The following is a 21,924-nucleotide window of genomic DNA, read 5'->3' as shown; positions in this document are numbered from 1 at the left end:
TCAAAGCACATGCAAGAACAATATAGTCCGCAGCAGATCGAAGCTGCTGCACAACGCTATTGGGACGAAAACAAAGTATTTAAAGCAGTAGCCGATAACACCAAAGAAAAGTACTACTGCCTATCCATGTTCCCTTACCCAAGTGGCCGTCTCCACATGGGTCACGTGCGTAACTATACCATCGGTGATGTGATTTCTCGCTATCAGCGTATGCTGGGTAAAAACGTAATGCAACCAATGGGTTGGGACGCATTCGGCATGCCAGCAGAAAACGCGGCAATCAAAAACAAAACGGCTCCTGCCAAGTGGACCGATGAAAACATCGCCTACATGAAAGGCCAGCTACAAAAGCTTGGTTTTGGCTATGACTGGGACCGCGAAATTGCCACGTGCAAACCAGAATACTATAAGTGGGAGCAATGGTTCTTTACTCAATTGGTTGAAAAAGGTCTAGCGTACAAAAAAACCTCTGCCGTAAACTGGTGTCCAGAAGACCAAACCGTACTGGCTAACGAGCAAGTTGAAGACGGTGGTTGCTGGCGTTGTGGCACACAAGTGGTGCGCAAACACATTCCACAGTGGTTTATTAAAATCACTGACTACGCAGAAGAGCTGCTTAATGATCTAGATAAATTGGATGGCTGGCCTGAAAAAGTAAAAGCCATGCAGCGCAACTGGATTGGTCGTTCTGAAGGCCTTGAATTTAGCTTCGGTGTCGAAGGCAAAGACGAGCGCCTATCCGTTTACACGACACGTCCAGACACTATCATGGGGGTGACGTATGTTGCTGTAGCAGCGACACACCCTCTTGCACTTGAAGCCGCAGAAACCAATGCTGACCTTGCGGCATTTGTTGACGAGAGCAAAAATACGTCTACAACTGAAGCAGACCTTGCAACGGTTGAGAAAAAAGGCATGGATACGGGCTTCAAAGCTATCCACCCTGTTACCGGTGAAGCCGTACCAGTCTTTGCAGCAAACTTTGTTTTGATGGATTACGGTTCAGGTGCCGTTATGTCGGTACCAGCCCACGACCAACGTGACTTTGAGTTTGCCGAAAAGTACGGTCTACCCGTTAAGCAAGTTATTCAACCGGCTAACGACGAAGCCATTGATCTCAGCGCTGCTGCTTTCACTGAAAAAGGTATTCTGTGCAATTCCGGCGAATTTGACGGGTTAGAGTTTGCTGCAGCATTTGATGCGATTTCGGCGTTCATGACTGAAAAAGGCATTGGTGAGCGTAAAGTTAACTACCGTCTACGTGACTGGGGGGTTAGCCGTCAACGTTACTGGGGAACGCCTATCCCGACGATCAACCTTGCAGACGGCTCAGTTGTCACAACACCACACGACCAGCTACCCGTTGAACTGCCAACAGATGTTGTTATGGATGGTGTGAACTCACCTATCAAGAACAATCCTGAGTTCTCTGCAACAACATACAACGGTCAGCCTGCTGAGCGCGAAACAGATACATTTGACACCTTTATGGAATCGTCTTGGTACTTCGCGCGGTACTGCTGTCCAGATTCTGATGATGCCATGCTAACTGAAGAAGCCAACTACTGGCTTCCAGTTGACCAATACATCGGTGGTGTTGAACACGCTATCTTGCATCTATTGTACGCACGCTTCTTCCATAAATTGCTGCGTGATGCAGGCTTGGTAACCTCTGACGAACCCTTCAAGCGTCTACTAACGCAAGGTATGGTAAACAAAGACGGTACTAAAATGTCGAAATCTAAGGGCAACACAGTTGACCCTCAAGAGATGATTGAAAAATATGGTGCCGACACCGTTCGCCTATTCATTATGTTCACTGCGCCACCAGAGCAATCTCTAGAGTGGAACGATGCTGGCGTAGACGGAGCATCTCGTTTCCTACGTCGCCTATGGGCACTTGCTTACCGTCATAACAATGCTGGCACACCGGGCCAACTGGATGTTGAAGCATTGAATGGCGACCAGAAAGCTCTGCGCCGTAAAACGCACGAAACCATTAGTAAAGTAAGCGATGATATTGAGCGCCGCCAAACCTTCAATACGGCAATCGCCGCAGTAATGGAACTGTGTAATGAGGTGAGCAAGTTCGAAGATCAATCTGAGCTTGGCCTTGCAGTAGAACGTGAAGCCCTTGAAGCAGCGACGCTTCTACTTGCACCGATCGTACCTCATATTTCACACCAGCTTTGGAGTGAACTCGGTTACGAAGGTAACGTGGTAGATGCTGGCTGGCCTTCAGTCGATGAAGCCGCATTAATTAAAGATGAACTGACTATCGTAGTCCAAGTACTGGGTAAGAAGCGTGCTGAAATTACGGTTTCTGCTAACGCAGACAGCAAAGATGTCGAAGCTCAAGCCCTTGCTAATCCTAACGTTCAGAAATTTATCGACGGTAAAACCGTCCGTAAAGTAATTGTTGTACCGGGACGCTTGGTAAACATCGTCGCAAACTAAGTGACTCAAGGGGTGGCTTAGGCCATCCCTTTTTTTATGGGAATTATATGTCTTTGCAACTCCGCTCACTTTGGTTCATTCCAATACTCGTTGTAACTCTGCTGTTGTCTGCATGTGGTTTTCAACTACGTGGCGAACTTAATGTCCCTGCGCAACTGCAAACCTTAGTTGTATCACTAAGTGATCATTCTCAAGACTTCAACCGAGATTTACGTATTGCTTTGGCACAAGCAGGTATCGAGACCATTGATGCCGAACCTAGCGCTAATTTATACGAATTGAAAGTCAATCCATTGAACACCGAAGACACCGTCATGGCTCGCGCCACAGATAATGACATCACCCAAGTCCAACGAAGAATCAGTGCAACTTACTTCATTCGCAATGAAACAGGTAAAGCCCTATGGGGTCCTCGTACAGTCAGTACGTCTATCATGTTGAATAACCAAGATGCGGAACAAAGTATTAAGGCCGCTTACAATGCCGAACAAATGCAACGCGTCAGCAGTCAGCTTGCCGAAGAGCTGGTATACGACTTAAATTACGCGCCGTTCTAATATGAAAATTCGTCCTGATCAGCTTAACCAGTCTTTAGAAAAAGGGCTGCAGCCTATTTATATTGTCTCGGGTGACGAAGTATTACTGTGCCAAGAGGCCTGTGACAGCGTACGTCTGTATGCAACACAACACGGCATAGAAGAGCGCTTAAGATTCGTCGCAGACGCCCAGTTTGACTGGCAAGATGTGATCAATGAAATGCAGGCTTTATCTTTGTTCTCCACACGACGTTTGTTTGATATCCAAATTGATAAAATGTCTGAAAAGCACAGCAAAGCGCTTGCTCAAGTTGCCCAACACATGAATCTAGATAATATGGTTCTGCTGTCATTACCTAAGGTCGACGCCAAAACTCAAAAAACCAAATGGTTTAGCTCATTGGAGCAAGCGGGTGCTTTCGTTCAAGTTTGGCCAATTGATGCCAGCCGATTGCCTACTTGGGTACAGCAACGCGCTAAATCTTTGAACTTACAATTAGACAGAGAAGCGGCTGCCATCCTATGCGAACGCGGTGAAGGTAACTTATTAGCACTTACACAAGAGCTGGAAAAATTACTCTTGAGCCATGGACCAGGTGCTCAATTATCACAGCAGACCATTGCCGAAAGTGTGGCCGATTCCAGTCGATATTCCATCTACGATCTCAGTGATCGTTTGTTAACAGGTAAGCTAAAAGAAGCGCTTCACTGCCTTAACCAGCTGCGTGCCGAAGGCGTGGAAGACAGCATTATGCTTTGGCTTTTTAATCGTGAACTGACCACTTTGGCGCAGCTTGGCCATTTAGCTCAGCAAAAAGGGCTACGTGCTGCCTGCCAGCAATTACGCATATGGGACAAGAGAGTCCCCATTTATGAAAGCGCAAATCAAAGACTAGCTCTTAATAGTTTAGCTTACATGCAGCGTTATATTGCGCTGTTAGATCAAAGCATTAAAGGGCTAGATGGACCGGACATAGAGCTAGGCTTTCGAAATTTAACACTGATGTTTTGCGGTATTAAGCCAGTTGCAACCGAGCTAGACGTCTAACCCTCATTCAGTCATGTCATTGACGCGTATCAAAAAGCCACCTAAATTTACATAAACACAATAGGTTTACATTTTAGAGAAGCATACACTGAAACCAAAGTAACGCTTATATTAGGAAATAACACATGGCTTGGTTTAAACGCGAAAAACTCTCTGAACAAGGGCAATCAAAAAGCGAATTTTCTAATGTAGTACAGCTTAACTCAGGACAAATATCTTCGGAGTCACTGGCTCCTTTGTCTTTTAAGCATGCCGAAACACGTTTGATTCTTGCCTATATATCACCCAATCTGAATTTTGAATCCACCGTCAATAAAATCAAAAGTTGCGCGCCATTCTGTTCAAAAATCATCGGTATCATGACCGCTGGTGAATTGAACAGTGGTCAAAGTAATATGTATCAGCAAGCAAATGGCCAGTGGGATAATATTGTATTACAAAGCTTTAGTAGCGACCTTTTTGACGAAGTAAACATTCAGTCTATTCCTCTGCACTGTGATGACTTACGCTCAGGTGAGATTAGACTGTCCAAAAAACAACGTATTAAAGCGATTGAGAAGGAGTTCAATCAAGTAAAGCTGCCCTTCCCTGTCCACTTCAACGACACCATCGCTCTTACCTTTATCGACGGCTTATCATCTTCAGAAAACTTTTTCATGCAAGCTATGTACGCCACTGGCGAGTTTCCTTGCCATTTCTTAGGTGGCTCTGCTGGAGGGAAGCTCGACTTTCAACAAGCATTAGTTCATGACGGTAAGAAAGTCGCGCACAACTGTGCTGTGGTCGCCTTTGTTAAAATGAAAACAGATACTCGATTTGGAATTCTTAAAACCCATAATTTCGAGTCGACTAATGAATCGTTTGTCATTGCTGAAGCCGATGCGATGCGACGTAATGTCAGCAGTGTTATTTCTAAAAAAACAGGCAAAGTGATCAATATCATTGATCACTTGTGTCACTACTTTCACTGCCAGCCTTCGGACTTAGAAAGCAAGCTAACGGGACACACTTTTGCAGTCAACATTCGCAATGAGCTATTTATTCGCTCAGTGGCTGCAATAGACACCAGTGCAGGACTGATTCACTTCTTCTGTGACCTCGATTTTGGTGACGAGCTCGTCTTAGTGAAAGCAAAAGATTTCGCTGGCAGTACCGAACGCGCATTTCAAAACTTTATGCAAGATAAGCCATCCAAGCCTGTGGCCATGATTGCCAATGACTGTATTTTGCGTCGTCTTAACAACCCAAACGATCTCAACAAAGTCACCAGTTTCAAAGACATTAAAGCCGCTGGTTACTCAACTTTTGGGGAGATTCTAGGCATACACATGAACCAAACCCTTACAGGGTTGTTCTTTTTTAAAGTCAATCAAGGGGATCGCTTTAAAGATTACTTTGTTGATAAATTCCCAGTGCACTATGCGAATTTTCGTGAATACTTCCTATTAACCCAGCTTAATAGCAGCCAACAGCTGAATAAACTTCAAGAGAACCTTATTCATCACTTATCTGAATACCGTCCGCTATTACAAGAAGTAACGGCCAGTTTTGAGCGGGTGACAAACTATTCAAGTTCGACACAAAATGTCGTAACTGAAGTAACCTCTGAATTCTCACAGTTTAGCCAAGCCATTCAAGCACAAGAGAAAGACCGAACTGAAATGGTCTCTAATGTAAAAGAATTAAAAGAAAACGCTGAACGTGTCCTGAGTATTTTAAAAGTCATTTCAGGTATTGCTGACCAAACTAACTTACTTGCTCTCAATGCTGCAATTGAAGCCGCACGAGCAGGTGAAGCTGGTCGAGGTTTTGCCGTTGTCGCAGATGAAGTTCGTCAGTTGTCACAAAACACGCAAAAAAGCTTAGACCAAACCGGCGAAACGATTCATGCAGTGGACAGCTCAGTTGGCTCTATTGAGCTTAGCATAGACAAAATTGATTCATTTATGGGTAAATTACTAGAAAGTACGACAACTCTTTCGAATCAAATCAGTAGCCTGAGTGAAATGTCTGAAATGGCTACTCAAGATGTACAAAGCAGCATTTCTTCTATTGAAGGGATGAATCATCGCGTCGAAGAGATCGATAACGAGGTAGAAATGATTGAACGCTTAAAAACCAGCAACAAGCTCAATATCTAACCTTTCAATGCATTTTATACACTATTCGCAAGGGCTATCAATAGATAGCCCTTTTTTGCGCCCTATGACTGACTAAGAGTGAGTTTCTTCAGAGTTAATTTAACTGGTGTAGGTTTGTTCTAGCTGATCGCCATCCCAAGATTCTAGTCGCACATCAAACCCCCATAAACGTTTGAAATGCTTCACAACTTCAATCGTATCCTCATTAAGCGGACGACTATGGTCCATCGTATGTTTAAGCACTAAGCTCCGATCACCATAGATATTGACTCTCTGCACTTGAATATTTGGTTCTCGATGACTGAGGTTGTATTGCTGTGCCAGACGCTGGCGTAACCCTTGATAGCCACTACTGTTATGAATCTCTTTCACCTCAACGTAGGTATCTAAGACATCATTTTCTACGCCAAAGAAACGAAAGTCTCGCATCACTTTAGGGGACAAGAACTGCAGAATAAAGCTCTCATCTTTGAAGTTTCGCATAGCGAAATCCAATACCTCAACCCATGGTTTACCAACAATATCTGGAAACCATTCCCGATCTTCATCGGTAGGGTTTTCACACATACGCTTAATATCCGTGTAAATCGCAAAACCAAGCGCGTATGGGTTAATGCCTGAATAGTAAGGTGAATCAAAGCTCGGCTGACTCACGACATTCGTATGGGATTGCAGGAACTCTAAAATGAAGCCCTCTTCAACTTTACCCCGGTTATACAATTCATTCATGAGTGTGTAATGCCAAAACGAAGCCCAACCCTCATTCATAACTTGAGTTTGCCTTTGAGGGTAAAAGTATTGTGCCATTTTACGCACAATACGAATAATTTCACGCTGCCAAGGTTTTAGTAATGGTGCATTTTTCTCAAGAAAATACAGCAAATTTTCTTGAGGCTCACTGGGGAAGACAAACTCATTTTTGCTCTGCTGCTCCGCTTTATCCATGATAGGAATGGTTCGCCACAGATCATTGACCTGCTGCTGAAGAATCTTTTCTCGCTCATCCTGACGGGCTTTTTCTTCAATCATAGAAATTGGAACAGGACGTTTATAACGGTCGACACCAAAGTTCATCAGCGCATGACATGAATCTAATGTTAACTCAACTTCTTCAATGCCATACTTCTCTTCGCACTCTAAAATGTATTTTTTAGCGAACACTAGATAATCAATAATGGCGGTTGCATCGGTCCATGTTTGAAATAAGTAATTGCCTTTAAAAAATGAGTTGTGACCATAGCAAGCATGGGCGATGACTAAGGCCTGCATCATCATATTGTTCTCTTCCATAAGATAGGCAATACAGGGAGAGGAGTTAATAACAATCTCATAGGCCAACCCCATACGGCCACGCTTATAGTTTTGTTCGGTTTCTAAAAATTGCTTACCGTAGGACCAATGATGGTATCCGAGTGGCATACCTACCGATGCATAGGCATCCATCATTTGTTCAGAACTGATGATTTCGATTTGATTCGGATACGTATCCAGACCAAAATCAGCCGCGATTTTGCTAATTTCTTCGTCGTACTTCTGAATTAATTCAAACGACCAATCAGGCCCTTGAGACAGAAGGTCGGACTCTTTATTGGTTCGACTCATGTTGCCTCCTTTGGAAGAGATCTCGGAATACAGGGTAAATATCACCTACCTCTACTATATTTCGCATAGCAAAGCTTTTAGGATGATTCGCTTGTACTTGCTCATAGGAATGCCACAAGCTTTGATGTTCTCTTGGTGTGATCTCGATATAGGTAAAATACTGCACTAGATCCACAATGTTCTCTTCCATGATTTTTCGACAAATGCGTGAGTCGTCGTCCCAGTTATCGCCGTCGGAAGCTTGCGCCGCGTAAATATTCCATTGCTCAGGCGAATAGCGATCTTTGACAATTTTTTCCATCAGCTTCAATGCACTGGAAACGATGGTGCCGCCGGTTTCCCGAGAATAGAAAAACTCTTCTTCCGATACCTCTTTAGCACTGGTGTGATGCCGTATAAATACCACATCAATCTTTTCATAATTTCGTGTTAGGAACAGATACAGCAGGATAAAGAATCGCTTGGCGACATTTTTGGTTTCTTGCGTCATGGAACCTGAAACATCCATGATACAAAACATCACGGCTTTAGTACTAGGAAGAGGCTCTTTGACATGATGGTTATAGCGCAAGTCGTAAGTGTCTAAAAAAGGTGTTCGCTCAATTTTTTGTTTCAATAATGCAATCTGCTCATCTAGCCATTCAAGCTTGGCTTTTTCTTCTGGCGCGGTATCACTCGCTAAGGCTAAGATGGCATCACGCTCGGCCTCCACTTCGGCTAACTTCTTACGTGAACCACTACTCATGACCATACGGCGAGCATATGCATTACGCATTGAGCGCACTATGTTTAGTTTTGAGGGCGTCCCTTCAGACACCACGCCAGCATGCTTTAGGCTAAATTCTTTAATTTCTTTGAGGTTCTTACGTACCAAATTTGGTAATGCCAAATCTTCAAACACAAAGTTGAGAAACTCTTCTTGAGAGATTTGAAAAACGAAATCGTCTTCCCCCTCACCTTGATTCGATGCATCACCTTGACCAGAGCCCTGACCGCCGCCGCCCTCTGGTTTCGGTATACGATCCCCGGAAGAAAATTCTTTATTACCAGGATGGACTATAGACCCAATTCCCCCTTCACCATGACCAAAGTGAGGCTCATGAATGTCACGCTTAGGGATCGTGATTTGTTCACCACGATCTAAGTCTTGTATGCTGCGCTGATTTACCGCTTCCTCCACTGCTTTACGAATATGTTCGCGATAGCGGCGCAAAAAGCGTTGACGGTTGACGCTACTCTTGTGCTTCCCATTTAGGCGGCGGTCAATTATGTAAGACATGCTCGCACCTCCTCTGACAATCTAGTTTAGGTAACAACTCAATTCTACCTACTGAGATTTGCGCACACGTAGATACCATTCAGACAATAAACGCACTTGTTTTTCAGTGTAGCCACGTTCAACCATTCGTTTCACAAATTCGTTATGCTTACGCTGATCCTCTGTGGAAGACTTGGCATTGAAAGAAATCACTGGTAACAAATCTTCTGTGTTAGAGAACATCTTACGCTCTATCACGACACGTAGTTTTTCATAGCTCAGCCAACTAGGGTTTTGGCCGCTATTATTAGCCCGTGCGCGTAGGACAAAGTTCACCACTTCGTTCCGGAAGTCTTTTGGATTACTGATGCCGGCTGGTTTCTCGATCTTCTCCAGTTCATCGTTAATTGCTGAACGGTCTAAGATATCGCCCGTTTCTGGATCACGATATTCCTGATCTTGAATCCAAAAATCAGCATACGTCACATAACGATCAAAAATATTTTGGCCGTACTCTGAATAAGATTCTAAGTACGCGGTTTGAATTTCCTTACCTATAAACTCTACATAACGCGGTGCGATGAATTCTTTTAGTGCCCGTAAATATCGATCATGACGCTCTTGATCAAACTGCTCTTGTTCAATCTGCTGCTCTAACACGTACATTAAATGTACTGGGTTAGCCGCAACCTCTGTTGGGTCGAAGTTGAACACTCGAGATAGAATCTTAAAAGCAAAACGTGTCGATAAACCGTCCATACCTTCGTTCACACCCGCTGCATCTTTATACTCTTGAAGTGATTTAGCTTTAGGATCAACGTCTTTGAGTGATTCCCCGTCATAAATACGCATTTTGGAGAAGATACTGGAATTTTCAGGCTCTTTAACACGAGACAATACTGAAAACTGAGCCAGCATTTTTAAGGTATCCGGCGCACACGGAGCATGATTTAAAGAAGAGTGTTCAAGTAGTTTCTGATAGATACTCATCTCTTCTGTAACACGTAAACAATAAGGCACTTTGACGGTGTAAACTCGGTCAATGAAGGCTTCGTTGGTTTTGTTATTCTTAAACGCTTGCCACTCTGACTCATTCGAGTGAGCTAAGATAATACCGTCAAAAGGAATTCCCCCAAGTCCCTCAGTACCGTTGTAATTACCTTCTTGAGTCGCAGTCAATAGTGGATGCAAGACCTTAATTGGCGCTTTGAACATCTCCACAAATTCCATAATGCCGCGGTTACCACGGCATAGACCGCCGGAATAGCTGTAAGCATCGGCATCATTTTGTTCAAAGAATTCAAGTTTACGAATATCGACTTTACCGACCAGCGCTGAGATATCTTGGTTGTTCTCATCACCTGGTTCTGTCTTAGAAATAGCAATTTGTTTGATTGCTGAAGGATAGATTTTTACAACCCTAAACTTCTGTATGTCACCGTTAAACTCCCTTAGACGTTTCGCCGCCCAAGGGGACATGGCACTTTTCAAATAACGATTCGGGATACCATATTCTTCTCGCAAGATTTCACCGTCTTCGTTCACATCAAACAGTGACAGAGGTGATTCAAAAACAGGGGAGTCTTTAATGGCGTAAAATGGCACAGATTGCATCAGCTCTTTTAGCTTTTCAGCTAAAGAAGATTTACCACCACCCACAGGTCCTAACAAGTACAGTACTTGCTTGGATTCCTCTAATCCCTGCGCCGCATGCGTTAAAAACGCGACAATTTTTTCAATTGAATCTTCCATGCCATAGAAGTGTTCAAATGTTGGATAGCGTTTAATCAACTTATTAGAAAAGATGCGACTGCTTCTGGAATCTTTTGATGTATCGATAACTTCAGGGTCACCAATAGCCATCAAAAGACGCTCTGGAGCGGATGCGTACGCAGCAGGGTTGTCTTTGCATAAGGTTAAGTACTCGTCGAGTGACAGTTCTTCTTCTTTTTGAGCATCAAAACGAGATTGGACATGATCAAAAATACTCATCGCGGGATCCCCTTATATACAGTCTGTGGGCACGCACACGTCACAACGGCTACCCAGGATATCAACTAAGCGCTCTGTCAGAAGAGCCACTAATAGTCTCTGAAGATATTTAAGGTTTAGCATAGTCTGACGACTACTCAAGTAAGATGTTGACTGTTTTACAAAAATAAATCTTTGGTAAAACAAAGTGATAAAACTTTAACTGTCTGATAAATAAGCGTTTCAAATGAGGATAATGTACATTAGGAATGTATTTACTAAGAGATCAATAAAATCCCACTCATCGTTTTCCTAAAGACAATAAAAAAGCGTGTCGTCAAGCTTACACCCTTCCCTAACGAGCAACCTTTGTAGTAATTTAACGAAAATAAAGTAGCAATCAGAAAGACTTAAGCCGCCTTATTTAAACGGCAAGAGGAATACATTTTGCATCTTTTCAAGACAGCGTAACTATCAAGGTACGGCGAACATCGTTCTATTTGTCACAATTATTAGTCAATATGTTCGTCAGCAAATTTCAACACCAACATGTCATCATCAAGGTGGTTTAATGGATTTATCGAATTATGTGAGTGCACTTCCTTTTGCAGAGAAGGCCTCTAAACAAGTCATTCAAACCCTAAATGAGCTTGTCCAACTGAAGGAGTTACATGCGGGTGATATGCTGGCTCAGCAATTTGAGGTGGGACACTCTCTTTATTTTTTAATGTCGGGTGAAATTTCAATTTCCATTCCTCTTCAAGAGTCAGGCAAGTCCTATCATGTAGGTCTCATCAACCAAGAATTTGCACCTATCGGCTGGTCAGCTTTTCGCCAACCGTCTCGCTACGCAACCAGCTTTCAGGCAACAAAAGCCTGTAAATTGATTAGTTGGCCTATCGCAGAATTACAAAAATTATTGGATTCTGATACGGAATTTGCAGACCACTTTTTAACATTTCTGTACTGCGAATCTCTACCTGTTCTGACTTCAATTCAAAATCAGACACGCCCTTTCTTCTCCAATGAATCGTTGGCATTTGAAGAAACACGACCTCTAATTAACCCAGAACTACAACAGCAACCGATTAAACAGTCCGTTGCTTTTTTATCTGACACCGCCTTCTGCGAAGGCTTCACCCAAAATGAAATACATGCGATCGCAAAAAAATCTCATATTATTTTAGCGCATCAGGGGGACATCCTTTCACAACAAGACCAGCCTGAAGATGGCCTGTATTTACTTGTCCAAGGAAAAGCCGTTGTCAGCTATCAGACCGAAGCTGGCGACATCATCACCACTCGAACCATTTCTCGAACAGGAACCGTATTAGCTTGGTGCACTAATCCTTCGGGCCAACGCAATCGCGCCACGATTATCAGCTCTCGTGATTCAACGGTGCTCTATGTTAGCCGTGACGATTTACTCGAATTGTTTGAACAAACTCCGAAGCTAGGCATCAAATATTGGTACCGCTTAATTTGGTTGATCGGTACTCATCTGGTTTCTGCACGCATGCGCTACTTATCGCAAATCGCTGGAGATGAAGTCTTAGCGGTCAACAGCATGATTGAGCAAAATGCAGCCGTGTTACCCGTCAGCTCACCCCTTTACAAGGTGGGCTCACTGTTAAAGAACACCGTAACAACGGATGAAGCCTTTGGTGTTTTGTACCGCTGTCTTCATTACGGGACGCGTATTGAACGAACGGTAGCGGGTATGAGCCTAGATATTCTCAAAGACCTTCAGCGTGAGAATGCCTTCTACAATAAATTGGCTCACATTTACGATAGCGTTAATACTCTCCCTGAAGAACAAAACGATACCGATGTGCGCCGTTTTGCGACCGAACAATTTAAACAAGCCTTTAAACAAGTCCCGTACATTATCAAAGGCATGGAAAACTTGCCTAAAAAACAAGGCTGCTTGTTTATCTATAATCATTTATTAGGTTCGGGGAGCACTCAGTTAGCAAATGGTTTCCGCTACTCACTAGATGCGCAGTTCATTAGCTCCATGGTAATTTATAAACAGTACGGCACCGCAGCGCAGCGCGTTGTCCGTCGTAGTAAGGAATTTGAATACTGGCGCGATGCGTATTACGAGCGGTTTGGAAATATTTTTGTGGATAGCTGGGGAGCACTAACACCTGGCACCGATGTTTACGATAAGTTTATTGCGGATGGTCAAGCGACGCTGCGCTCTGATACGCCTTTGTTGATTTCTCCAGAAGGCAAGAGCTTCGCAACGGATCAGTCTCCAGGTGAATTACTGCCTTATGTCTTTGAACTTGCGGGCTCTCTTCCCGAGGATGAGGAACCCTGGATTGTTCCAATTGCGGTCGCAAACTTTGATAAACGCGCGGATCATAATATCTACACAGTTGTAATCAAGCCTGCTTTTCGCATTTCGGAGCGAGTCGATATTCATGACAAAGTCGCGTTGAAACAGTTTTTAGCAGACTACCAAGAAGAGTTTCGTAAAGTGGTCATTGAAGCTCAAGAGCTGGCTCAAGAAATCAAGAAGCATCCAATACTAAGCCGCCGCGAAGGCTGTATTTCAAACGTAAGGAGCGTTAATCAGATCGACGTAGAATTTGAGTCTGATGTTCGAGAATTGGAGTTCCGGTCTGCTCATCGACGTTTTGAGAAACGCCCTGTGGCTTTTTATGGCAGCTCTACCATTAAGTTTTGGTCTGACTACGACGCACCATTTGATAGCAATGAAACCGTTAACTTAGGCTTTAATGGTGCAACCATTGATGCATGCGTCTATTACTTTGAACGCATTATTTTACCCTACCAACCACGTTCTCTAGTGCTATATGCCGGTGACAATGACATTGGTAACAAGCATAGCAGTAATAAGGTTATAGATCGTTACGTCAGTCTACTGGAAAAAGTGGATCGTCATTTACCGGGAATTCCCGTTACTATTTTAGGGGTAAAACTTAGCCCAACCCGCTTAGCGATGAGCAGCACTGTTGAAAACACGAATAAGATGCTGAAACAACTGGCACGAACTCGACCTAATACGCTTTACGTAGATACTAATAACGTTATTTTAGACAAACAGGGCAACGTAGATGAAAGTTTATTTGAGGGTGACCGACTGCATTTAAATCGCAAAGGGTATCAAAAACTCAGCGCTGAACTAGCGCAATTCAAAGCACATATTTTTGATCAAAACTAGCATTTTCCAACGTATAGAAAGGACGTATTGGAATGCCAATACGTCCTTTATAAACCTTCTAGAAGAGCAAAACTCGCTAACTAAACATAATCGTAATCAATGATAGTACACCACTGAAACAGTCCGTTATTTACGTGCTAGAAACTCTCCAATAAAAGCGAATAAAAATGCTCAAACAATAGCAATTCACCGTTGACTAACTCAGTAAAAACCTTCAGCATAATCCCCATCAATATTTATAGTATGAACAATTTTAAATGACTCAGGTTACAATCACTTCTAAACACAACGGCGATAAACGTAAGGGTAAGAAACCTTGCGACGCTGACGTGTGGATGTAATCTAATAAAATCCCCGGCAGCATGTTTGCCGACGGGATACCTTCAAGCCAACATGCTGTTTACACAATAAATGAGGTAACAGTATGTTTCACGGTGCAATCACTGCTTTAATCACGCCCTTTTCTAATAATCAGCTTGATGAAGATGCGTTACGTCGCATGGTTCGCTGGCAAATTGACTCTGGCATTAATGGCTTAGTGCCTGTTGGCACAACAGGCGAAAGCCCTACCCTGAGTGAAGCAGAGCATAAACGTGTCGTTGAAATAACCGTAGAAGAAACCAATAAAGCCGTCCCAGTTATTGCTGGAGCAGGCTCAAACAACCCAATTGAAGCGGTTGAATATTCGAACTTTGCGACACAAGCAGGAGCCGATGCAACCTTACATGTTGCTGGCTATTATAACCGCCCTAATCAGCGCGGTTTATTTGCTCACTACGAACATGTTCACAACAACACTGAATTGCCCATTATTTTGTACAATATTCCTCCTCGCTCAGTGGTTGGTTTAGAGGTCGCAACCTTAGCAGAGTTGGCGAAATTAGAGCGTATCGTCGGGGTTAAAGATGCAACAGGGGATCTAACACGCCCGATTCGAGAACGCGCGTTAATTAACAAGCCTTTCAGTTTTTTAAGCGGCGATGATGTGACCTGTGTCGCCTACAATGTTGGAGGTGGCAACGGTTGTATTTCAGTAAGTGCCAACGTAGCACCAGCGCAAGTCGTTGAACTTCACCGTCTGTGCCGTGAAGGAAAGTTTGTCGAAGCTGCTGCCTTACAAGACAAACTGTTCGCGTTACATGCCTCACTTTTCTTAGAACCCAACCCTACGGGAGCAAAATACGCCCTATCTTTACTAGGCCTTTGCTCAGAAGAAGCACGCTTTCCTATGATGCCACTTGAGCAAAGCAGTAAAGCCGCCATCCGTACTGCAATGCAACATTTAGACTTACTTTAACGATAAAAAAATAGGCAGCCAAGTGGCTGCCTATTTGTCTACATTTAATGGTTTCATCGAACGTTAATCGCCAATATGCCAACCGTTGGTCATTGGATAGCGGCGATCTCGACCAAAGCCACGCTCAGTAATTCGCACTCCTGTTGGCGCTTGGCGACGTTTGTATTCGTTCAAATCCACTAATCGCAAGACACGATAAACGGTTTCACGATCGAATTCATTTGACGCTAAAATCGCCTCTGCACTCATGTCCTGCTCAATGTACTTATGTAAAATTTCATCCAGTACATCGTAGCTAGGCAGCGAGTCCTCATCAATTTGATCGGGTGCTAATTCGGCGCTTGGCGGGCGTGTAATAACACGCTCGGGAATCACATACCCTAACGAATTACGGTAACGACAAAGACGAAACACTAACGTTTTGAAGACGTCTTTCAGTACCGAATAGCCGCCCACCATATCGCCGTATAAGGTGGCATAGCCAACGGCCATTTCGCTCTTATTACCCGTGGTTAACACCATATAACCTTTCTTATTCGAGATGGCCATCAGTGTTACACCACGCGTACGAGCCTGTAAATTCTCTTCCGTCGTATCACGTGCGTACCCCTCAAACTCCGGTGCTAACGTGTCCATAAAAGCGGCTACCATGGGTTCGATAGGCAATACGCTATACTCCACTCCCAGCAATTTGGCTTCTTCCTGTGCATCTTCAAGACTCATAGAAGATGTGTAGGTATAGGGCATCATAACCGCCTGTACACGATCCGCACCGATGGCGTCTACCGCTACAGCTAGTGACAAAGCCGAGTCAATACCGCCACTCAAACCTAAAACAATGCCTTTGAAGCGATTCTTCTCTATGTATTCACGCAGCCCTGTTACCATCGCTTGATAAACACTGGCTTCAACATCAAGCGTTGATGCGATGTCGCCTCGCATCGGCTCTAAACGTGGCTGGCGGTCTTCCGCAATAGTGAAGTCGACACAATACAAACCAGTTTCATACCAAGGGGCCTGTCTTACTTTGACACCTCGTGCGTCAACCACAAAGGAACCACCTTCATAGACCAACTCATCTTGTGCGCCCATGTAATTCACATACACAATTGGCAACTGGTTTTCACTGGCACGGCGATGAAGCAACTGTTCACGCACGCCCATCTTCTCGATATGGAAAGGCGAGGCATTCAGATTCAATATCAGCTCAGCACCGGCCTCTTTCGCTTGTGCAATAGGTTCTGGATGCCAAATATCTTCACAAATGCTTAGGCCGACTTTGATGCCTTTGATCCCCACAATACAAGCCGTATTACCCGCTTGAAAGTAGCGTTTATCATCAAATACTTGGAAATTAGGCAGCTTCTGCTTGCAGTACTCACCTAATATTTGGCCTTGATAAAATACACCAGCACAGTTAAATAGCTCACCGTCAATGTCCCTCGGGTAACCTACCACAACATAGATGTCATGAACTTGCTCTAAAATTTGTGCCAATGCAGCTTCGATGCGTGGCCTAAGGCTTGGACGTAGCAGTAAATCCTCTGGTGGATAACCTGTTAAGGTTAATTCGGGAAAGACAATCACATCTGCATTTTGCTCGTCTCGTGCGATAAGAGACTGTGCAATTACAGATTCCGTGTTATTTTTAATGTCGCCAACCAGCATATCCAGTTGGGCCATGGCTACTCGAATGGTCATTTCGTTGCTATCTCAGACGCTCTGTTAGATTATATGAGTGTTATTGTCGTGGAATTACAAGGCGAAGGTAAAGAGCATGATTGTACGTTTATTATTTTTTATTCTGGTTTTTGCTATTGGCTGGGTGATTTATCGACAATTTGCCAAAGCAATCATGGCAAAATCGAAATCAGTCAAGAAAACCAAAGACACCAACCATGAAGAACCCATGGTGAAATGTGCGACCTGTGGCACCTTTGTTCCAAAGAGTCACGCGGTGTATGACCATAGTCAAACACCGTTTTGCTCTGTTGAACATAAGCTCGAACACAAATCTCAATGATTCAAGACTAAGGTTGAATAGCGCCCGTCATCGTGTATCCACCAGCAACGTATGCGTTGCTGGTCTCGAGTCACACACCAACGCTCCACCGCCAAATGATTGACGCGCTGCTTTTGTAACCACACGTGACCCACAGACGTATTATTTTTAGTCCAATGACCACTTTCTGGTGAACAAAAATCACTGCACAGGCTCACTGAAGCTGACATAAAAGAGAGCAACTCATAGCTTTCATGCCAAGTCGTATTTTCACGAGACAATTTCTGTTGAGTTCGCCACAGCTCATTGCTTTGAAGACTGGTTTGATAGCGCGCCATCAACATTCCAAATACGATCACCAACATTAACACCGGTACTGACACCCATCCGCGATAAACTTTGCTCATCAGCGCTCCCCCCTCACATTGATAAGCAATTTGCCTACGCGACTGCAGACGCCATCGTATTGCCACGTATCGCCTCGTAAGGTGTCGTATGAAAACAACCTATCGGTTACCGTACAGTTCAACTGATAATACTGATATTCAAGCAATAAACCGGCTAATTTACGAACGGGCATGGCCCCATAGTCAACACGCACTTCATCCGCCACACCATCTTCGTCGTAATCGAGTATGGGGTACACTCGCATACGCGAAACATTTGGTGAAAGCTCTAAAGCATTTCCGGATAAGGCTGGGCGACGCCACAGAGCATTGGCTCCTGATTTACCTTGTCTAATGAACCAATAAAATGGCGTATCCCTGCTTACTAGCACACTGTCCGTAATTACTTGAGATGGTATCTGAACCTTAAAGTCAGATGCAGACATTGACAGCACTTGCCCCTGCTCAATGTAAGAGCAGTTGCTGACCGACATCCAATCCCCCACGTTTAACCCATCACAGACATGGTCCACTTGTACTAACGAACCAGAGACAGAGCCATAACTTGCACAGGCACCGATATCACTCGCTTGAAGCCAATCAGACTCTGCATCCAAAGAGTAGTGGTTGAGCCTTATGGGTTTCAATGCACTGGAGCCAACTTCGACTTGAGACATACCCGCTAAACACCCATATCCACCTAGACGAGAAAACTGAGCTATAAACTGATCTTGAACAAAGGTTTCTAACTCAGCAAGCTGAAGAACCTGCTGGCGGATCGTTAATTGGGCTTCAAATCGATGAATGGCGGGGAGTATTAACAGCATCAGGCCCATTAAAATAGCGATTGCTACAAGCACTTCCAATATCAGAAAACCTTGCTTAGCTCTTTTGCTATTGAGTGCTCCAGTCATTACCATTGGTTCAACTCATAACTAAGTAAAGCACGAAGCTCCCCTGCGCGACACTGCTGACACAAAGGCCGATTGAAAGCGTTTTCAGAGATCGGAATATCTAATTCAAACAATACTTTAGCCTGATACTGAAAGCGGTTTTTAGACGTATCTTCGTGTTCGTTTAACAATGTATGCAGCTGTTGATCAAGCTGTGCCTGTTGCCTTTGCGCTGCCGACAAAACGAATGCTACGCAGGCTGATACAATAAGCACTTCAAGCAACACCCAACCTCTTTGTTTTCTATGATTCAAAGGCACTTGCTTACCTCATAGCTTTGATCATCCAGATAAGCGCGACCACTTTGATTCATTAATAATCGCTGCGCCTGACTGTTTTCATTGCAAATGTAAAAAGAGCCATTTTGATAACTGGATAAGCCAGTTGGTAAAAATAAGATATAACGTCTTTGAGGAGGGAAACCTTGCCAGCGGATGCGAGTATTTTGCTGAAAGAAATGACGCTCAATCGTCGACGATGCAAAGCGCAGTGACGCTTGTTCAGACCAATTGCCATCACAATGCTCGCCACCACATAGGCGAACCTCTTTACCGGACTGGACAGATAAACTTCGAGCACGCTCGATAAGCGTTAAAAGCCCGTCGACTTCTTGTTGATTGGCCTGCCTTGCTAACCAGATATCAAAGAAGTTGGAGGAATCACTGTTTAGAAACGCAGACGATACGATTGAGATCATCGCAATCACAATCAGTAGTTCTGGAAGAGAAAATCCATGGATAGAACAGCGCAAGACACACTCCTTATGTCTAAGCAAGCCAGCATCCTTGCCAGCTTATTGCATCATTTTATTGGGTAAAACCGAAATCAAGCGTTACTGGAAGGCTCCTCATTTGTACCTTCAACACCTTCAGATTCAGAGGTTTCAGTACTGTCAGGCGCCGTAGTTTCTTCAGGCATTAACCATTGGCTAATTCGCTCAATCATTTCTTTCTGATATTCGAATACTTGTCTCATATCATCCATTTTCTGCGATTGTTCTTCACGCATACTCATAATGTCTGTCATAGTGGACTCTACAACATTACGAAAATCATCGAATAAATCCGAAGCTTTTTTAACCGTTTCCTCTAAAGCTTGACGGTAGTCAGACAAAGGTTCCTGAATTGAGCGCATGCCTGGGTTTTGACCGTAAGCAGACACGGCTTGAGAGGATTTCATAGTTTGGCTGGTTTGCAGTGTCATCGAAAAGTTGGCTAACTGAGTCGAGTCAAACCCCATCTCAAAACCACGCTGTAACGCCCCCGCCACATCACCCTCAAAGAACAGGTCCGACACTTCCCCTGCAGAATTCATCATATCTTTAATGGCCGCAAGTTCATCTTCATTCAAATCACCCTCAACACTGAAATCAAAAGCGAAGGCTTGATTGGCGCTTTCATAGCGCGCATAACTCATACCATTGTCACTAATGCTTGCCGCCTCGCCTTGCTCGCTTGCACTTAACGAGTACAAGTTAAGACTTACAACATCACCTTCCTGAGTCGTCATTTGAATCTGAGAATAGTCTTCACGACGATAGCTTGATGAAGTCGTCATAGCAGCTACTTGGGAAACGGCCTCAGTGTCAGCAAAAAACGCTTTATCCAATGCATCAAAGCCTTCGGATAACAGATCTTCAGTTTCAGTGATGCCTTGCTCTACCCCTGAATTCATCAGCCAGCCTAGCGCATCCAACTTCTCTTTTGCATCTTCCATCCCTTTTTGTACCGCTTCTTTGGCGGTTTCTAATACCGACGCTAAACGCTCGTCATCCGCGCCTTTGCTTTGCAAATTTTCCATGTAATTGCCAACATGAGACAAAATGCGCTGCGCTACTTTTTCGGGAGAAAAATCGTTTTCCGAGCGTTCTTTCGCATTGGTCGCTTGCTCGGCAGCATTCGCATTAGGAGAACCAAATGATGCGGTAAATCTAGCAGACAGAGATTGCTGAACAATGCCCATTGAGCGAAATGATGCAGAAGAAGGACTATAGCCGTCTGAACCCCACTGTTTCAGTGCTGTCGCGCCACCAGATTGAGTCTCTTGACTGCGATGGTTTGGTGTATAAGTAGGCACCGAGCTACCTAAACCTTTCAATGGATCAGACATAATCCTTCCTCGTATAATTTTTACCGTTGCTTAATTATCGACCAAATCCTCTTAAACTTGAGCAAAAAAACAACATTCTTTTACGAAAACCAGGCCTCTATCTCTTTTGCGATCTGTCTTGGCTTTTGAAACGGTAATGAATGGTCACAACCTGAAAGAGATGTATGCTGCCAACCCTCATTTCTCGCAGCTAACACATCATAATGCTGGCGCAATAATTCATGACTTAATTTCCCTGATAACAAATACACCTGATCCGCAGCGTTTAGTAAATCATCACGCAGGCTGACATTAGTAGACACTTTTTCGACCCAATCAGTCACTGCATCCAAAGCATAACTAAAACCCAAAGGTCGATGCGCCAAACGACTTTGAGTGGTTGCTTCAGCCACTGGGTGCTTGCGACGATTAGGTGAGACCCCCTCCATAAAGTGCGCAATACCCAATTCTACATCCCCTGTTTCACGTATGGTTTGAGACGCAAGACGATAGCGCTGGCGAACCTCGGCTAGAGTTTCCACACATTCACGCTCTAATGACGCAGGCTCCATCAACGCTAATTTATGAGACGGCCTGTGCCCAGCTCTTAATTGAGCATTCAGGTACAAAGCGACTAACCCACCAAGCGAGTACCCAATAATATCGAATTCGTACCAATTCAAATCTGCCAGTAAGCTTTGAATATCCCCAGATAAAGACTCTATCGTTAAAGGTCCTTCAGAGGGTCCATGATAAAAAGATTCTCCCATACCGTTCAAATCGGGTATGAGAACCCAACGCCAATGAGTGAGATACTCAAGCATTGGACCATACGTCAACTCGCCAGCGACACCAGCACCATGAAGCATTAAACAACAGCCATCTGTTTTACTATTGGGCACCTCAATTAATCGATACGACAGTTTTGTATCAGACAATTGCAGTTTTTTTCTCTCGGACACTTTAAATCTTCCTACTCAATCCCAGATTTC

General features: G+C 44.0%; 17 protein-coding genes. 7 read left to right on the top strand and 10 right to left on the bottom strand.

The window, feature by feature from the left end; translation table 11 throughout:
* Positions 1-9: 9 nt before the first annotated feature.
* The 4 genes from leuS (at position 10) to ACPUEK_RS08885 (ending at position 6,182) form a co-directional block, all read left to right on the top strand.
* A complete protein-coding gene (leuS, locus tag ACPUEK_RS08900; RefSeq protein WP_425642967.1) occupies positions 10-2,457 on the top strand; it encodes a leucine--tRNA ligase in 2,448 nt (815 codons plus the stop codon).
* A 47-nt stretch (positions 2,458-2,504) separates the two neighbouring features.
* A complete protein-coding gene (gene lptE / locus ACPUEK_RS08895) occupies positions 2,505-3,014 on the top strand; it encodes an LPS assembly lipoprotein LptE (protein WP_067214680.1) in 510 nt (169 codons plus the stop codon).
* A 1-nt stretch (position 3,015) separates the two neighbouring features.
* On the top strand, positions 3,016-4,041 hold the full coding sequence (gene holA, locus ACPUEK_RS08890; RefSeq protein WP_425642966.1) for a DNA polymerase III subunit delta: 1,026 nt from the start codon (positions 3,016-3,018) through the stop codon (positions 4,039-4,041).
* Between the two features lie 125 nt (positions 4,042-4,166).
* A complete protein-coding gene (locus ACPUEK_RS08885) occupies positions 4,167-6,182 on the top strand; it encodes a methyl-accepting chemotaxis protein (protein ID WP_425642965.1) in 2,016 nt (671 codons plus the stop codon).
* 99 nt (positions 6,183-6,281) lie between these two features.
* Here ACPUEK_RS08885 and ACPUEK_RS08880 read toward each other — a convergent pair whose 3' ends face one another.
* From ACPUEK_RS08880 to ACPUEK_RS08870, 3 genes are read right to left on the bottom strand one after another with little or no spacing between them, the layout of a single operon-like run.
* Positions 6,282-7,784, bottom strand: a complete 1,503-nt coding sequence (locus ACPUEK_RS08880; protein WP_425642964.1) for a SpoVR family protein — start codon at positions 7,782-7,784, stop codon at positions 6,282-6,284.
* Positions 7,768-9,063 carry a YeaH/YhbH family protein gene (locus ACPUEK_RS08875; protein ID WP_067034289.1) on the bottom strand — a complete coding sequence of 432 codons (1,296 nt, stop codon included), beginning with the start codon at positions 9,061-9,063 and terminating at the stop codon, positions 7,768-7,770. The genes ACPUEK_RS08880 and ACPUEK_RS08875 overlap by 17 nt, the downstream gene beginning before the upstream one ends.
* Before the next feature lie 48 nt (positions 9,064-9,111).
* Positions 9,112-11,034, bottom strand: a complete 1,923-nt coding sequence (locus ACPUEK_RS08870) for a PrkA family serine protein kinase (RefSeq protein ID WP_067214698.1) — start codon at positions 11,032-11,034, stop codon at positions 9,112-9,114.
* A gap of 550 nt (positions 11,035-11,584) precedes the next feature.
* Between ACPUEK_RS08870 and ACPUEK_RS08865 the strand changes: the two genes are divergently transcribed.
* Positions 11,585-14,206 carry a cyclic nucleotide-binding domain-containing protein gene (locus tag ACPUEK_RS08865; RefSeq protein ID WP_425642963.1) on the top strand — a complete coding sequence of 874 codons (2,622 nt, stop codon included), beginning with the start codon at positions 11,585-11,587 and terminating at the stop codon, positions 14,204-14,206.
* 424 nt (positions 14,207-14,630) lie between these two features.
* Positions 14,631-15,503: a 4-hydroxy-tetrahydrodipicolinate synthase gene (gene dapA / locus ACPUEK_RS08860; protein ID WP_425642962.1), complete on the top strand. Its 873-nt coding sequence runs from the start codon at positions 14,631-14,633 to the stop codon at positions 15,501-15,503.
* A 63-nt stretch (positions 15,504-15,566) separates the two neighbouring features.
* On the opposite strand, the gene ACPUEK_RS08855 is transcribed toward dapA, so the two are convergent.
* A complete protein-coding gene (locus tag ACPUEK_RS08855) occupies positions 15,567-17,204 on the bottom strand; it encodes an NAD+ synthase (protein ID WP_425642961.1) in 1,638 nt (545 codons plus the stop codon).
* Between the two features lie 76 nt (positions 17,205-17,280).
* On the opposite strand from ACPUEK_RS08855, the gene ACPUEK_RS08850 reads away from it, so the two are divergent.
* Positions 17,281-17,526, top strand: coding sequence for a PP0621 family protein (locus ACPUEK_RS08850; RefSeq protein WP_425642960.1), 246 nt, complete (start codon positions 17,281-17,283; stop codon positions 17,524-17,526).
* Here ACPUEK_RS08850 and ACPUEK_RS08845 read toward each other — a convergent pair.
* The 6 genes from ACPUEK_RS08845 to ACPUEK_RS08820 form a co-directional block, all read right to left on the bottom strand.
* Positions 17,520-17,912 (bottom strand): hypothetical protein, encoded by a 393-nt coding sequence (locus tag ACPUEK_RS08845; protein WP_425642959.1) that lies wholly within the window; start codon positions 17,910-17,912, stop codon positions 17,520-17,522. The two genes, ACPUEK_RS08850 and ACPUEK_RS08845, sit on opposite strands and share 7 nt — an antisense overlap.
* A complete protein-coding gene (locus ACPUEK_RS08840; RefSeq protein WP_425642958.1) occupies positions 17,912-18,811 on the bottom strand; it encodes a hypothetical protein in 900 nt (299 codons plus the stop codon). Before ACPUEK_RS08840 ends, ACPUEK_RS08845 begins: the two co-directional genes overlap by 1 nt.
* Positions 18,805-19,098, bottom strand: coding sequence for a hypothetical protein (locus ACPUEK_RS08835; protein WP_425642957.1), 294 nt, complete (start codon positions 19,096-19,098; stop codon positions 18,805-18,807). The genes ACPUEK_RS08840 and ACPUEK_RS08835 overlap by 7 nt, the downstream gene beginning before the upstream one ends.
* Positions 19,095-19,595, bottom strand: coding sequence for a GspH/FimT family pseudopilin (locus ACPUEK_RS08830; RefSeq protein ID WP_425642956.1), 501 nt, complete (start codon positions 19,593-19,595; stop codon positions 19,095-19,097). The genes ACPUEK_RS08835 and ACPUEK_RS08830 overlap by 4 nt, the downstream gene beginning before the upstream one ends.
* Before the next feature lie 74 nt (positions 19,596-19,669).
* Positions 19,670-20,953: a DUF5610 domain-containing protein gene (locus ACPUEK_RS08825; RefSeq protein WP_425642955.1), complete on the bottom strand. Its 1,284-nt coding sequence runs from the start codon at positions 20,951-20,953 to the stop codon at positions 19,670-19,672.
* 80 nt (positions 20,954-21,033) lie between these two features.
* Positions 21,034-21,894, bottom strand: coding sequence for an alpha/beta fold hydrolase (locus ACPUEK_RS08820; protein WP_067034320.1), 861 nt, complete (start codon positions 21,892-21,894; stop codon positions 21,034-21,036).
* Positions 21,895-21,924 lie beyond the last annotated feature (30 nt).

It is taken from the genome of Marinomonas gallaica, assembly GCF_049821165.1.
Taxonomy (GTDB): domain Bacteria; phylum Pseudomonadota; class Gammaproteobacteria; order Pseudomonadales; family Marinomonadaceae; genus Marinomonas; species Marinomonas gallaica.
Note: the sequence above shows the minus strand (reverse complement) of the source record. Positions and strands in the feature narration are given on the sequence as shown.